Annotated in this window: 13 protein-coding genes; all 13 read left to right on the top strand. The window is 39.6% G+C overall.

The features are described from left to right. Nucleotides 1-16 precede the first annotated feature (16 nt). Entirely contained in the window at nucleotides 17-607 is a 591-nt protein-coding gene (locus PAN07_RS12745) for a LemA family protein (RefSeq protein ID WP_269798026.1), read from the top strand. A 270-nt stretch (nucleotides 608-877) separates the two neighbouring features. After that, nucleotides 878-3388: a preprotein translocase subunit SecA gene (gene secA / locus PAN07_RS12750; protein WP_075565821.1), complete on the top strand. Its 2511-nt coding sequence runs from the start codon at nucleotides 878-880 to the stop codon at nucleotides 3386-3388. An 83-nt stretch (nucleotides 3389-3471) separates the two neighbouring features. Then, nucleotides 3472-4503, top strand: a complete 1032-nt coding sequence (locus PAN07_RS12755) for a 3-deoxy-7-phosphoheptulonate synthase (RefSeq protein ID WP_269798027.1) — start codon at nucleotides 3472-3474, stop codon at nucleotides 4501-4503. 1 nt (nucleotide 4504) lies between these two features. Next, nucleotides 4505-5536, top strand: a complete 1032-nt coding sequence (locus PAN07_RS12760) for a 3-deoxy-7-phosphoheptulonate synthase (RefSeq protein WP_269798028.1) — start codon at nucleotides 4505-4507, stop codon at nucleotides 5534-5536. A gap of 45 nt (nucleotides 5537-5581) precedes the next feature. Continuing rightward, the gene (gene acpS, locus PAN07_RS12765) at nucleotides 5582-5944 is read left to right on the top strand and encodes a holo-ACP synthase (protein ID WP_269798061.1); all 363 of its coding nucleotides are present in this window, start codon (nucleotides 5582-5584) and stop codon (nucleotides 5942-5944) included. Next, nucleotides 5934-7037 (top strand): alanine racemase, encoded by a 1104-nt coding sequence (gene alr, locus PAN07_RS12770; RefSeq protein ID WP_269798029.1) that lies wholly within the window; start codon nucleotides 5934-5936, stop codon nucleotides 7035-7037. Before acpS ends, alr begins: the two co-directional genes overlap by 11 nt. 25 nt (nucleotides 7038-7062) lie before the next feature. Beyond that, on the top strand, nucleotides 7063-9078 hold the full coding sequence (recG, locus tag PAN07_RS12775) for an ATP-dependent DNA helicase RecG (protein WP_269798030.1): 2016 nt from the start codon (nucleotides 7063-7065) through the stop codon (nucleotides 9076-9078). 292 nt (nucleotides 9079-9370) lie between these two features. Further along, nucleotides 9371-9856: a hotdog domain-containing protein gene (locus PAN07_RS12780; RefSeq protein WP_269798031.1), complete on the top strand. Its 486-nt coding sequence runs from the start codon at nucleotides 9371-9373 to the stop codon at nucleotides 9854-9856. 229 nt (nucleotides 9857-10085) lie between these two features. After that, complete coding sequence (locus tag PAN07_RS12785; protein WP_269798032.1) at nucleotides 10086-11069, top strand: acetylxylan esterase; 984 nt, start codon at nucleotides 10086-10088, stop codon at nucleotides 11067-11069. A 256-nt stretch (nucleotides 11070-11325) separates the two neighbouring features. After that, nucleotides 11326-12024: an N-acetylmannosamine-6-phosphate 2-epimerase gene (locus PAN07_RS12790; protein ID WP_269798033.1), complete on the top strand. Its 699-nt coding sequence runs from the start codon at nucleotides 11326-11328 to the stop codon at nucleotides 12022-12024. Between the two features lie 125 nt (nucleotides 12025-12149). Beyond that, nucleotides 12150-13484: an ABC transporter substrate-binding protein gene (locus PAN07_RS12795; protein WP_269798034.1), complete on the top strand. Its 1335-nt coding sequence runs from the start codon at nucleotides 12150-12152 to the stop codon at nucleotides 13482-13484. Between the two features lie 231 nt (nucleotides 13485-13715). Then, nucleotides 13716-14582 carry a sugar ABC transporter permease gene (locus tag PAN07_RS12800; RefSeq protein ID WP_075566090.1) on the top strand — a complete coding sequence of 289 codons (867 nt, stop codon included), beginning with the start codon at nucleotides 13716-13718 and terminating at the stop codon, nucleotides 14580-14582. Nucleotides 14583-14598: 16 nt separating this feature from the next. Then, nucleotides 14599-15438 carry a carbohydrate ABC transporter permease gene (locus PAN07_RS12805; protein ID WP_006153157.1) on the top strand — a complete coding sequence of 280 codons (840 nt, stop codon included), beginning with the start codon at nucleotides 14599-14601 and terminating at the stop codon, nucleotides 15436-15438. Nucleotides 15439-15474 lie beyond the last annotated feature (36 nt).

Consider the following 15474-nt stretch of genomic DNA (forward strand, 5'->3'; position numbering starts at 1 on the left):
ATGAGTAGGTTTAGATATGAAAAATAAAGGAATTATTTATGTATTGAGTATATTACTGGCCATTATTTTGCTAGGAGGATGCTCAGTAGTAGGCACTTATAATGGCCTTGTTTCCGAACAAACCAAGGTGGAACAAGCACAAGCAGATGTGGCTACTGCCCTTCAACGACGGTCAGATCTTATTGGAAATCTTGTGGAATCTGTCAAAGGACAATTGAACCATGAAACAGAAGTTTTCACCAGGATTGCAGAAGCAAGAGCTAAGATTGGCAATAGTTCAGTTACATCCACAGAAAATCAGGAAGCTCAAGGAGAGTTGAGTTCAGCCATCTCACGCTTAATCTCCTTAACTGAAAATTATCCTGAGTTGAAAAGCAACCAAAATGTAGAACAACTCATGACAGAACTGGCTGGAAGTGAAAATCGTATCTTTGTAGCCCGCAAGGATTACAACAAAGTGGCAACAGAATACAATCAAAAATTAAGAAGCTTCCCAACAGTTCTTTTCGCTAATATGATGAACTTTAAAGAGGCAGAAATCTTTAAAGAAAGCGAAGAAGCTAAGACGGCTCCAAAGGTTGACTTTGGCAATTCTTCATCGCGATAGATCGTATGTCAATAAATCAATCAAAAGCCTAGAACATTTGTTCTAGGCTTTTTGTCGAAAAGGACTTTGGATGAGAACAAATGCTAAAGGTTTTTGTATGGATGGGAAGTTTAAATAAAAGTGGAACTAAAAGACAAAAAATGCTAAAAAAGCAATAAAATCAACCTTTTTTCTGTTTATAAAGATGTATTCTTTGTTGAAAAAGATTAGTGAATATGTTACAATGAAAAGAACGTTTTAAAATATTAAAAATTCGAAGTAAGGAAAAAAATGGCAAATTTACTAAAAACAATTATCGAAAATGATAAAGGTGAACTTCGTCGTCTTGAAAAGATGGCTGACAAGGTTTTGAAATACGAAGATGAGATGGCTGCAATGACAGATGAGCAGCTTCAAGCGAAAACGGAAGAGTTTAAGCAACGTTATCAAAATGGTGAAACGTTAGATCAGCTCTTGTATGAAGCATTTGCGGTTGTTCGTGAAGGTGCTAAGCGTGTCCTTGGTCTCTTCCCATACAAGGTTCAGGTTATGGGTGGTATCGTTCTTCACCATGGTGACGTTCCAGAAATGCGTACTGGTGAGGGTAAAACCTTGACAGCGACTATGCCTGTTTATCTTAATGCCTTAGCTGGCCAGGGAGTACACGTAGTTACAGTCAACGAGTACCTAACAGAACGTGACGCTACTGAAATGGGTGAACTATACTCTTGGCTTGGTCTTTCAGTAGGTATCAACTTGGCAGCTAAATCTCCGATGGAGAAAAAAGAAGCTTACCTTTGTGATATCACTTATTCGACAAACTCAGAGATTGGTTTCGACTACCTTCGTGACAACATGGTTGTTCGTGCAGAAAACATGGTTCAACGTCCGCTCAACTATGCCTTGGTCGATGAGGTTGACTCAATCTTGATTGATGAAGCTAGAACACCATTGATTGTTTCAGGTGCGAATGCAGTTGAGACAAGCCAACTATATCATATGGCTGACTACTTTGTTAAGTCATTGGATAAAGAAGATTATATTATTGATATCCAATCTAAAACAATCGGTCTGTCTGATTCAGGGATTGATAAGGCTGAAGACTACTTTAAGCTAGAAAACCTCTACGATATTGAAAACGTAGCTCTTACTCACTTCATCGACAACGCTCTTCGTGCCAACTACATTATGACATTAGATATTGACTATGTGGTTAGTGAAGAACAAGAAATCTTGATTGTCGATCAATTTACAGGACGTACCATGGAAGGTCGTCGCTACTCAGACGGATTACACCAAGCGATTGAAGCTAAGGAAGGTGTGCCAATCCAAGACGAAACCAAGACTTCTGCATCTATTACATACCAAAACTTATTCCGTATGTATAAAAAATTGGCTGGTATGACTGGTACTGGTAAAACAGAAGAAGAAGAATTCCGTGAAATCTACAATATTCGCGTTATTCCAATTCCAACCAACCGTCCTATCCAACGTATCGACCACTCTGACCTTCTTTATGCTAGCCTTGATGCAAAATTCAAAGCTGTAGTTGAAGACGTTAAGGCTCGTTACCAAAAAGGTCAACCAGTCTTGGTAGGTACTGTTTCGGTTGAAACCAGTGATTTCCTTTCTAAGAAATTAGTAGCTGCAGGTATTCCTCACGAAGTATTGAATGCTAAGAATCACTACAAAGAAGCGCAAATCATTATGAACGCTGGTCAACGTGGTGCAGTTACGATTGCAACCAACATGGCTGGACGTGGTACCGACATTAAGCTTGGTGAAGGAGTTCGTGAGCTTGGTGGACTATGTGTCATCGGTACAGAACGTCATGAGAGCCGTCGTATTGATAATCAGCTTCGTGGACGTTCGGGACGTCAAGGAGATCCAGGTGAATCTCAATTCTACCTATCTCTTGAAGATGATTTGATGAAACGCTTTGGTTCAGAACGCTTGAAAGGTGTATTTGAACGTCTTAACATGTCTGATGAAGCTATCGAATCACGTATGTTGACTCGTCAAGTGGAAGCAGCCCAAAAACGAGTTGAAGGAAATAACTACGATACTCGTAAACAAGTCCTTCAATATGATGATGTTATGCGAGAGCAACGTGAAATTATCTACGCTCAACGTCATGATGTTATCACTGCTGATCGAGATCTTGCTCCAGAAATTCACGCTATGATTAAGCGTACAATCAACCGTATTGTCGACAATCATGCTCGTGCTAAGCAAGAAGAAAAATTAGAAGCAATTCTTAATTTTGCTAAGTATAACTTGCTCCCAGAGAACTCGATTTCCCTTGAAGACCTTACTGGTTTATCTGACCAAGCTATTAAGGATGAACTATACAAACGTGCCTTGGAAGTATATGATAGCCAAGTAGCTAAATTACGTGACGAGGAAGCTGTTAAGGAATTCCAAAAAGTATTGATTCTGCGTGTTGTGGATAGTAAATGGACAGACCACATCGATGCGCTTGACCAGTTACGTAATGCTGTTGGGCTTCGTGGTTATGCTCAGAATAACCCAGTTGTAGAATACCAAGCGGAAGGTTTCCGTATGTTTAATGATATGATTGGATCAATTGAATTTGATGTTACTCGATTGATGATGAAAGCTCAAATTCATGAACAAGAACGTCCTCAAGCGGAACGTCATATCAGTACTACAGCTACCCGAAACATTGCAGCTAAGCAGACAAATCTTCCAGATGATTTGGACTTAAGTCAAGTGAAACGAAATGACTTATGCCCATGTGGTTCAGGTAAGAAGTTTAAAAACTGTCACGGGAAAAAATAATTAGACTGAATAATTTTTAGGCGGATGCATAGTGAAAAGTAAATTTTTGCTCGGCGTCCGTTTGCTTTATAAGGAGACGAGTTATGGTATTTACAGCTAGAAGCCCTAAAATAAATATAGAAGAAGTTCGTAGTGTATCCAAATTAGAAGGCCAAGCACTGGCTAAAAAAATGCAACGAGATCAAGAGTTAGAAGCTATTATTCGTGGAGAAGATCAACGTGTTTTGTTAGTAATTGGACCATGTTCATCTGATAATGAAGATGCCGTAATTGAATACGCTAAACGCTTGTCAGCCTTACAAGAAGAAGTCAAAGACCGCGTCTTTATGGTCATGCGTGTCTATACTGCTAAACCACGTACTAACGGTGACGGCTATAAGGGATTGATCCATCAGCCAAATGCTAAGGAAGCTCCAAGTCTTATTAATGGTATTAAGGCAGTTCGCCAACTCCATTATCGTGTTATCACAGAAACAGGGATGACAACAGCAGATGAAATGCTTTATCCAGAAAATCTTCCTTTGGTAGATGACTTGATTTCTTATATGGCAGTTGGTGCGCGTTCGGTAGAGGATCAACAGCACCGTTTTGTAGCCAGTGGAGCTGATTTCTCTACAGGATTTAAAAATCCAACTTCAGGAAATCTAAATGTGATGTTCAATGGTATTTATGCCGCCCAGAATAAGCAGAGTTTCCTTTTCTTAGGAAAGGAAGTGGAGACAACGGGTAATCCTTTGTCTCATGCTATCCTCCGTGGAGCCCTTAATGAATACGGTAAAAACATCCCTAATTACTACTATGATAACTTATTAGACACTATTGCTCAGTATGAAGAAATGGGCTTGGAAAATCCGTTTATTGTTATTGATACCAACCATGATAACTCAGGTAAGAAATATTTAGAACAGATTCGTATTGTTCGTCAAACCTTAATCAACCGAGCTTGGAATGAAAAGATTAAAAAATATGTACGTGGTTTCATGATTGAATCCTATTTAGAAGATGGACGTCAAAATGAGCCAGAGGTATTTGGGAAATCTATCACAGATCCGTGCCTTGGTTGGGAAAAAACAGAAGCTCTAGTTCGAGAAATCTACCAAACACTAGGAGACTAAGATGGCATTTATCGAAAAAGGTCAAGAAATCGATATTCAATTGATAAAGGCTGACACACAGCTATCTGCTGAAGCCTTACATCACAAGAATAAACGTGATCAGGAACTGGCAAATATTATTGCTGGTAAGGATGACCGTCTTTTATTGATATTAGGACCTTGCTCGTCGGATAATGAAGAAGCTGTTCTAGAGTATGCTCGTCGCTTATCTCGTTTACAGCAAAAAGTAGTCGATAAAATCTTTATGGTCATGCGTGTATACACAGCCAAACCTCGGACCAACGGTGATGGCTATAAGGGATTGGTTCATCAACCAGATACATCAAAAGCACCAAGTTTAATCAATGGCTTACAGGCAGTTCGCCACCTTCATTATCGGGTCATTACGGAGACAGGATTGACAACGGCAGATGAAATGCTCTATCCATCAAATTTAGTGATGGTCGATGATTTGGTGAGTTATCATGCGGTGGGAGCTCGGTCGGTTGAGGATCAGGAACACCGTTTTGTAGCCTCAGGTATTGATGCTCCAGTAGGCATGAAAAATCCAACATCTGGTAATCTAGCTGTTATGTTTAATGCTATCTATGCAGCGCAAAACAAGCAAACTTTCCTCTACCACGGACAAGAAGTAGAGACTTCAGGAAATCCTTTGGCACATGTCATTCTTAGAGGTGGCCTAAATGAGTATGGGGACAACAAACCCAACTTTTATTATGAGACCTTACTAGACTCTATTGAAGGCTATGAGGAGATGGGTTTAGAAAATCCATTTATTATCATTGATACTAATCATGATAATTCAGGTAAAGAATACCTAGAACAAATTCGTATTGTTCGACAAAGTCTTTTGAATCGTGAATGGAATGAAAAAATCAAGAAAACAGTTCGTGGTTTCATGATTGAGTCTTACCTAGAAGATGGACGTCAAAATCAGCCTGAAATTTTTGGATGTTCCATTACAGACCCTTGCTTGGGCTGGGAAAAAACAGAAGCCTTGATCGAAGAAATTTATGCTACTTTAATAAAATAAGAGAAAAGGATGGAGTTGGGGGGATCTCAACTCTTTTTGATAAAAATGATACTTGGACATGGAATCGATATTGAAGAATTAGCTTCAATACAAGAGGCGGTTGAAAAAAGAGCAAACTTTCCTCTTCGAGTCTTGACGGCAAGAGAATTGGAACGTTATACTAGTCTTAAAGGCCGCAAGCAATTTGAATATCTAGCAGGGCGCTGGTCCGCTAAAGAAGCATTTGCCAAGGCTATAGGGACTGGGATAGGGAAGCTTAGTTTTCAGGACTTAGAAGTTTTGAATGATGATAAAGGTGCCCCTTATTTTAACCAAGCTCCTTTTTCAGGGAAGATATGGTTATCTATTAGTCATACAGAAGAGTATGTAACGGCAAGTGTCATTTTGGAGGGAAATCATGAAAACTAGTCCACATAGACCGACAAAGGCATTGATTAATCTAGGAGCAATCCGATATAATATCCAACAAATGGGAGCTCATATTCCCCAAGAAACCATCAAATGGGCGGTCGTAAAAGCCAATGCTTATGGACATGGAGCAGTAGCCGTTGCTACAGCTATCCAGAATGATGTAGATGGTTTTTGTGTGTCAAATGTCGATGAAGCACTTGAGCTACGTCAAGCTGGAATCACTAAGAAAATTCTTATTCTAGGAGTATCTGAGGTTGAGTCAGTTTCACTAGCGCAAGAATTTGATATTACCTTGACGGTAGCAGGGCTAGAGTGGGTTGAGGGCTTATTAGCTAGTCATTCAAACCTATCTGGTTTGACTGTTCACCTCAAGATTGATTCAGGTATGGGCCGAATCGGTTTTAGAGACGCTCAAGAAGCCCAAGAAGCTCAAGTTTTACTTCAGGAACATGGAGCTTATGTTGAAGGAGTTTTCACCCACTTTGCAACAGCGGATGAGCAGTATGAGGCCTACTTTGACCAACAATTAAAGTGTTTTAAAGCTATTCTAGCAGACTTTAAAGACTTACCAGAACTAATTCATGCTAGCAACTCGGCAACGACTCTTTGGCATGCAGAAACAATTTTCAATGCAGTCCGTATGGGGGATGCCATGTACGGACTCAATCCTAGTGGACGAGTCTTGGAGCTACCGTATGACTTGAAGCCGGCATTGAGCCTGGAGTCTGCTATTGTACATGTAAAAACGCTTCCAGCGGGGGCTTGTGTAGGCTATGGGGCTACGTATGAAACTGGTAGTGAACAAGTGATTGCTACATTGCCAATCGGCTATGCGGATGGTTGGACACGAGATATGCAAAATTTTTCGGTCTTGGTAGATGGACAGTTATGCCCTATCGTTGGTCGAGTTTCCATGGATCAAATAACTATTCGTCTACCTCATATCTATCCGTTGGGAACGAAGGTAACTTTGATTGGTTCAAATGGTGATAAGGAAATCACTACTACAGAGGTGGCGACCTATCGGAGGACTATCAACTATGAAGTTGTTTGCCTCCTAAGTGATCGCATCCCGAGAGAATATTATTAAGGACAAATAAGGGAAGGAGAGCAAGATGAATTTACATCAACCCTTACATGTCTTACCAGGTGTAGGGCCCAAATCAGCAGAAAAGTATGCTAAATTAGGCATTGAAAATCTGCAGGACCTCTTGCTCTACTTTCCTTTTCGTTATGAAGATTTCAAGAGCAAGCAGGTGCTAGAGCTGGAAGACGGTGAAAAAGCGGTCCTGTCTGGTCAGGTCGTAACTCCTGCCAGTGTCCAATATTATGGTTTCAAGCGCAATCGCCTACGCTTTAGTCTGAAACAGGGAGAAGTTGTTTTTGCAGTTAATTTTTTCAATCAACCCTATCTAGCAGATAAGATAGAACTTGGTGCTACTCTAGCAGTTTTTGGTAAGTGGGATCGTGCTAAGGCTAGTTTGACAGGGATGAAAGTCTTGGCTCAAGTCGAGGATGATCTTCAGCCAGTCTATCGTTTAGCTCAAGGAGTTAGTCAGGCAGGCTTGGTCAAGGTCATTAAAACGGCCTTTGATCAGGGCTTGGATCTCTTACTGGAGGAGAATCTCCCTCAAACTTTACTAGATAAGTACAAGCTTATGCCACGTGGTCAAGCTGTGCGTGCCATGCATTTTCCCAAGGATTTGGCGGATTATCGTCAAGCTCTTAGGCGGATTAAGTTTGAGGAACTTTTCTATTTCCAAATGCAATTGCAAACCCTCAAATCAGAAAATATGGTTCATGGTAGTGGCCTAGTCATAAACTGGTCTCGTGAAAAATTAGAAAAAGCGAGGGGAAGCCTGCCTTTTGTCTTAACTCCAGCTCAGGAAAAGAGTTTGGAAGAAATTTTGACTGATATGAGTTCTGACCGCCATATGAATCGTCTTCTACAAGGAGATGTAGGTAGTGGTAAGACAGTTGTTGCAGGACTAGCTATGTATGCTGCTGTGACAGCAGGCTACCAGGCTGCTCTCATGGTGCCAACAGAGATTTTAGCTGAACAGCATTTTGAGAGTTTACAGGAACTATTTCCGAATTTAAGACTAGTTCTTTTGACAGGCTCTTTAAAAGTTGGAGAAAAGCGCCAAGTTTTGGAAAAGATTGGCAAGGGTGAAGTTGATTTTATTATTGGAACCCATGCTCTAATTCAAGATGGTGTAGATTACGCTAGACTAGGTTTGATTATTATTGATGAGCAACACCGCTTTGGCGTAGGGCAAAGGCGCATCTTGAGAGAAAAAGGAGATAACCCAGATGTCCTCATGATGACGGCGACTCCTATACCACGTACTCTGGCTATCACAGCTTTTGGAGATATGGATGTGTCTATTATTGACCAAATGCCAGAGGGGCGAAAACCGATTGTCACGCGTTGGATTAAACATGAGCAACTGCCTCAGGTTTTGACTTGGCTAGAGGGAGAAATTCAGAAGGGTTCTCAAGCCTATGTTATTTCTCCATTGATAGAGGAGTCTGAAGCTCTTGATCTGAAAAATGCTATTGCTTTATCGGAAGAATTGACGGTTCATTTTTCTGGTATGGCAAGAGTAGCCCTCTTACATGGTAAGATGAAAAGTGATGAGAAAGATCAGATTATGCAAGAATTTAAAGAGAAGAAAACCGATATTCTTGTTTCGACAACGGTTATCGAAGTTGGTGTCAATGTCCCAAATGCGACAGTCATGATTATCATGGATGCCGACCGTTTTGGGCTCAGTCAACTCCATCAGCTCAGGGGTCGAGTTGGTCGGGGTCATAAACAGTCCTATGCTGTGCTCGTCGCCAATCCCAAAACTGACTCTGGGAAAGACCGTATGCGTATCATGACCGAGACAACAAATGGTTTTGTCCTTGCAGAGGAAGATTTGAAAATGCGAGGTTCGGGAGAAATATTTGGAACGAGACAGTCAGGCTTACCAGAATTTCAAGTGGCTGATATTATCGAAGACTTCCCTATTTTGGAAGAAGCCAGAAAAGTTGCCAGTTATATTAGTTCCCTGCCTAACTGGCAAGAGGATCCAGAATGGCATATAATAGCTCTAAATCTACAAAAGAAAGAATATTTGGATTAAGTATTTTCTAAGAAAACTATAAGATATGTTTTAGGAAAGAGATCTATACTAGAGTCATCAAAAAGAAATGAGGACTCTCATATGATGATTAAAGTAAATTATCAAAAAACATTTCAAGTGAAACAAGTACCTTCTCCTAAATACTAAGTAAAAGAGCGGAAACGCTCTTTTTTCTCTATAAAGTGAGCTTAGACTAGGGATTAAAATAATTATCGGACTAGTCTATTTACTATTGTGGCAAAGATTGCTATAATGAAGAAAACTAATCAATATACTTCTGAAAGGAGTTCACATGACATTAGAAATAAGAAATGTTGCAATTCAGGATACATATGGGGAAAGATTTCAACACTGTTGGGGTTGTGGGCCTAAGAATGATTTAGGATTGCATTTGAAAACTTATCCAAGTGTAGAGGGCACAAGCTGCATTAGCCGTATCAAGGTAGACCAACAGTATACAGGAGGTGTCCCTGCAAATCTATTTGGTGGCATGATTGCTGTGATTTTTGACTGTCATGGAACAGCGTCTGCTGCATGGTTCGCTCATCATCAAAAGGGTTTGGAATTGACAGCTGAAACAGTTATCGGACGCTTCATCACAGCTCATTTAGAAGTTGATTATCTTAGCCCAACCCCAATTGACGATGAGATTGTCGTTACTTCAACATTGGAGGAACTAGGGGAAAGAAAAGCCATCGTTTCTATGGAAATGTCAGTGGCAGGTAAAGTGCGTGCAAAAGCTAAAATGGTTGCCGTAGCAGTTAAGGACAACATGTAAACGTATAGATAAGCTAGTGAGAGCAAGGATTTGCTCTCACTTTTAGTTGTGTGATATAAACTGAAAATTAATCACGGATTTTTAAGAAAGAGTATACTTGAAACTACTTTTAGTCTAACTTGAAATGCAAGAATAACGTAAAAAAACTTTCTGATTTAGGGTCATTCTTGCATTGCTTTTCTAGATATGATACAGTTATGATAACGTTTACAAAAACAAGGAGAGTTTTATGAGAAATCCAGCATTAATAGAAGAAATGAAAACTTATAGAGGGCGAGATGAAGTACCACTCGATTTTGACATTTTTTGGGATGGAGAGATTAAAAAGTTATCGGCCTTACTAGATTATCAATTAGAGGAGCGTGATTTTCATATTCCAAATGTTGAGTGTTACGAACTAACCTTTAAAGGGACTGGTAATGGAATCGTTTATGCACGAGTTGTTTTGCCTAAGCTAGATAAGAAGGTTCCTGTTATTTTCCATTTCCATGGATATATGGGCCGTGGTTGGGATTGGACAGATATGCTTACCTATACCGTGGCAGGTTATGGTGTGGTATCCATGGATGTCAGAGGACAGTCTGGTTATTCTCAAGATGGCATGTGTTCTCCTCTAGGAAATACAGTTAAAGGGCAAATTATTCGAGGGGCTGTAGCGGGAAAGGACCAATTGTTCTTCAAGGATGTTTATCTAGATATTTATCAGTTGGTGGAAATTATTGCAAGTCTTCCTCGAGTTGATGAAGAACAATTATCTAGCTATGGAGCATCTCAAGGTGGGGCTTTAGCCATAGTTGCAGCAGCTCTGAACCCTAAAATCAAGCGTACAGTTTCCATCTATCCATTCTTGTCTGATTTTAGACGAGTGTTAGAGATTGGGAATACTAGTGAAGCTTATGATGAGCTCTTTAGATATTTCAAATTTCATGATCCTTTCCATGATACGGAAGAGAGGATTATGGAAACATTAGGTTATATCGATGTGAAAAATTTTGCCCATCGTATTAAGGGTGAGGTTCGCATGATTACGGGACTTGATGATGATGTCTGCTACCCAATCACTCAGTTTGCTATTTACAATCGTCTAACTTGTGAGAAGAGCTACCGTCTTATGCCTGAATACGCGCATGAGGCTATGAATGTTCATGTCAATGATCAAGTTTATAATTGGTTGTGTGGTAGTGAAATACCTTTTACCTATGTAGGGCAATAGAATAGTTTTGAATATCCCTATAGCTTCGATTGAAGTGGGGGCTATAGTACAACAGAATTGAGTTTAAATATAGATGTGCTAGTTGATAAATCTGTTTTTTATAAATAAAAAAACAGTAGCAACTGAAACTACTTTCAGAACAAATTGTTACACAACATTATTTTGAAACTTCAATCTATTATAGTACAACTTATTGAAAGCGTTTTAAAAATAGTATATAATGAGGACATAAGAAAAGAGAAAAGGAGGAAAGTGGATGCCAAAAATTACAAAAGAAGCTTTGATTGAGCAGATTAAAAATGGAATCATCGTTTCTTGTCAGGCACTTCCTCACGAACCGCTTTATACAGAAGCGGGAGGGGTAATTCCCTTGCTAGTCAAAGCGGCTGAGCAAGGTGGAGCAGTAGGTATCCGGGCTAATAGTGTCCGAGATATCAAAGAAATTAAGGAAGTAACCAAACTTCCAATTATAGGGATTATCAAACGTGATTATCCTCCACAAGAACCATTCATCACTGCTACTATGAAAGAGGTTGATGAATTAGCAGAACTTGACATCGAAGTAATTGCTCTTGATTGTACCAAACGAGAACGTTATGATGGTATGGAAATTCAAGACTTTATCCGACAAGTCAAAGAAAAGTATCCGGATCAACTTTTGATGGCTGATATCAGTACCTTCGAAGAGGGATTGACAGCAGTAGAAGCAGGAATTGATTTTGTCGGTACAACCTTATCAGGCTACACATCTTACAGTCCAAAAGTAGATGGCCCAGATTTTGAATTGATTAAGAAGCTCTGTGATGCAGGGGTGGACGTCATCGCAGAAGGAAAAATTCATACACCAGAACAAGCCAAGCAGATCCTAGGTTACGGGGTCCGTGGAATTGTTGTCGGTGGAGCCATTACTAGACCAAAAGAAATCACGGAACGTTTTGTTTCGGGTCTTAAGTAACACAATCTTTAAAAAGTTGAGGAGAGTGGTTGATGAGTAGACAAAAATGAAAACGTATACAATAACAATGTTTCCCATTATCCAAATTGGATATCGTCATTATAAATAAATTTAGGAGAATACATATGAAATTCAGAAAATTAGCTTGTACAGTACTTGCAGGTGCTGCAGTTCTATCTCTTGCTGCTTGTGGTAAAACAGACACTAACAAAGAAGCAGCTAAATCAGGTGGCGACTCTGCTGCTGCAACTACAGAAATTACTTGGTGGGCATTCCCTGTCTTCACACAAGAAAAAACTGGTGACGGTGTTGGAACTTATGAAAAATCTATCATCGAAGCTTTTGAAAAAGCAAATCCAGATATTAAAGTTAAGCTAGAAACAATCGACTTCAAATCTGGACCTGAAAAAATCACTACAGCAATCGAAGCTGGGACTGCTCCAGACGTACTATTTGACGCACCAGGACGTATCATCAATTATGGTAAAAATGGTAAATTGGCTGAGTTGAATGACCTCTTCACAGACGAATTTGTTAAAGATGTAAACAATGATAATATCATCCAAGCAAGTAAAGCTGGTGATAAAGCTTACATGTATCCAATTAGTTCTGCACCATTCTACATGGCTATGAACAAGAAGATGTTGGAAGATGCTGGTGTAGCTGACCTTGTTAAAGAAGGTTGGACTACAGATGACTTTGAAAAAGTTTTGAAAGCTCTTAAAGACAAAGGATACACTCCAGGTTCATTGTTCAGTTCTGGTCAAGGGGGAGACCAAGGAACACGTGCCTTCATCTCTAACCTTTACGGTGGTTCTGTAACAGATAAAGAAGTAACTAAATACACAACTGACGATCCTAAATTCGTTAAAGGTCTTGAAAAAGCAACTAGCTGGATTAAAGATGGTTTGTTGAACAACGGTTCACAATTTGACGGTGGTGCAGACATCCAAAACTTTGCAAATGGTCAAACATCATACACAATCCTTTGGGCACCAGCTCAAAACGGTATCCAAGCTAAATTATTGGAAGCAAGTAAAGTTGAAGTGGTAGAAGTTCCATTCCCATCTGATTCTGGTAAACCAGCTCTTGAATACCTTGTAAACGGATTTGCAGTATTCAACAACAAGGATGAAAAGAAAGTTGCTGCAGCTAAGAAATTCATCCAATTCATCGCTGATGATAAAGAGTGGGGTCCTAAAGACGTAGTTCGTACAGGAGCATTCCCAGTTCGTACTTCATTTGGTAAACTTTACGATGACAAACGTATGGAAACAATCAGTGGTTGGACTAAATACTACTCTCCATACTACAACACAATCGATGGATTCGCTGAAATGAGAACTCTATGGTTCCCAATGTTGCAATCCGTGTCTAATGGTGACGAAGAACCTGCTGCAGCTTTGAAGACATTCACTGAAAAAGCAAACGAAACTATTAAAAAAGCAACTAAAAAATAAGTCCTAAATAAACCTTACAGTCCCCCCTTTTCCCTGTGAACATTCGTACACGAAAAGGGGGACTTTTGTTTGAAAATGTAAGCAACTGACAAATCAAAATTAAAATGAAGTTCTTACATAGGCTTATCGTGGAAAAAATTTCATTTTGATTTTACATCAATGTCAGGTGACAAACAAAATAATAAAATAATTGAAAGTGAGGTACCGACAGTGAAAGTCAATAAAATTCGTATGCGGGAAACAGTGATTTCCTATGCTTTCTTAGCACCAGTACTAATCTTCTTTACTGTCTTCGTTTTAGCTCCAATGATTATGGGGTTCATCACTAGTTTCTTTAACTATTCGATGACAAGCTTTGAATTTATAGGATTGGACAACTATATCCGTATGTTTAAAGATCCAGTCTTTGTAAAGTCTTTAATCAATACCGTTATCTTGGTTATTGGTTCTGTACCTGTAGTTGTACTCTTCTCGCTCTTTGTAGCATCGCAAACTTACCAACAAAATGCTGTTGCTAGATCTTTCTATCGTTTCGTCTTCTTCCTCCCTGTTGTAACAGGTAGTGTTGCCGTAACGGTTGTATGGAAATGGATTTATGATCCTCTATCAGGTATTTTGAACTTCGTGCTTAAGTCAAGCCATATCATTAGCCAAAACATTTCTTGGTTAGGAGATAAAAACTGGGCTTTGATGGCGATTATGATTATTCTTTTGACAACATCAGTTGGTCAACCAATCATTCTTTACATCGCAGCAATGGGAAACATTGATAACTCTCTTGTTGAAGCAGCGCGTGTCGATGGAGCAACTGAATTACAAGTTTTCTGGAAGATCAAATGGCCAAGCCTTCTTCCAACAACTCTATATATCGCAATCATCACAACCATCAACTCATTCCAGTGTTTCGCTTTGATTCAGCTTTTGACTTCCGGTGGTCCAAACTACTCAACAAGTACACTTATGTACTACCTATACGAAAAAGCCTTCCAATTGACTGAGTATGGCTATGCCAATACTATTGGTGTATTCTTGGCAGTTATGATTGCCATTGTCAGCTTTGTTCAATTTAAAGTACTTGGAAACGACGTAGAATACTAATAGAAAGGAGACAGCTATGCAATCTACACAAAAGAAACCTTTAACAGCCTTCACTGTTATTTCAACCATCTTCTTGCTTTTATTGACTGTACTGTTTATCTTTCCATTCTACTGGATTTTGACAGGTGCATTCAAATCACAACCGGATACCATTATGATTCCACCACAATGGTTCCCTAAAGCTCCAACTATGGAGAACTTCCAACAATTGATGGTGCAAAACCCAGCCTTGCAATGGATGTGGAACTCAGTCTTCATTTCTTTAGTAACTATGTTCTTGGTTTGTGCAACGTCTTCACTAGCAGGTTATGTATTGGCTAAGAAACGTTTCTATGGACAACGCATTCTCTTCGCTATCTTTATCGCTGCCATGGCTCTTCCAAAACAAGTTGTTCTTGTACCATTGGTACGTATTGTCAACTTCATGGGAATCCATGATACTCTTTGGGCAGTTATCTTGCCTTTGATCGGATGGCCATTTGGGGTCTTCCTCATGAAACAGTTCAGTGAAAACATTCCTACAGAATTGCTCGAATCTGCTAAAATCGATGGATGTGGTGAGATTCGTACTTTCTGGAGCGTAGCCTTCCCTATTGTGAAGCCAGGATTTGCAGCTCTTGCAATCTTTACCTTCATCAATACATGGAATGACTACTTCATGCAGTTGGTTATGTTGACTTCACGTCAAAACTTGACTATCTCACTAGGGGTTGCAACCATGCAGGCTGAAATGGCAACCAACTATGGATTAATCATGGCAGGTGCTGCCCTTGCAGCTGTGCCAATCGTAACAGTCTTCTTAGTATTCCAAAAATCATTTACTCAAGGTATTACTATGGGAGCGGTTAAGGGTTAATCGAGAGTATTTGATTATTTTGATACATTCTACAAT

This window comes from Streptococcus sp. SM5, from assembly GCF_027497975.1.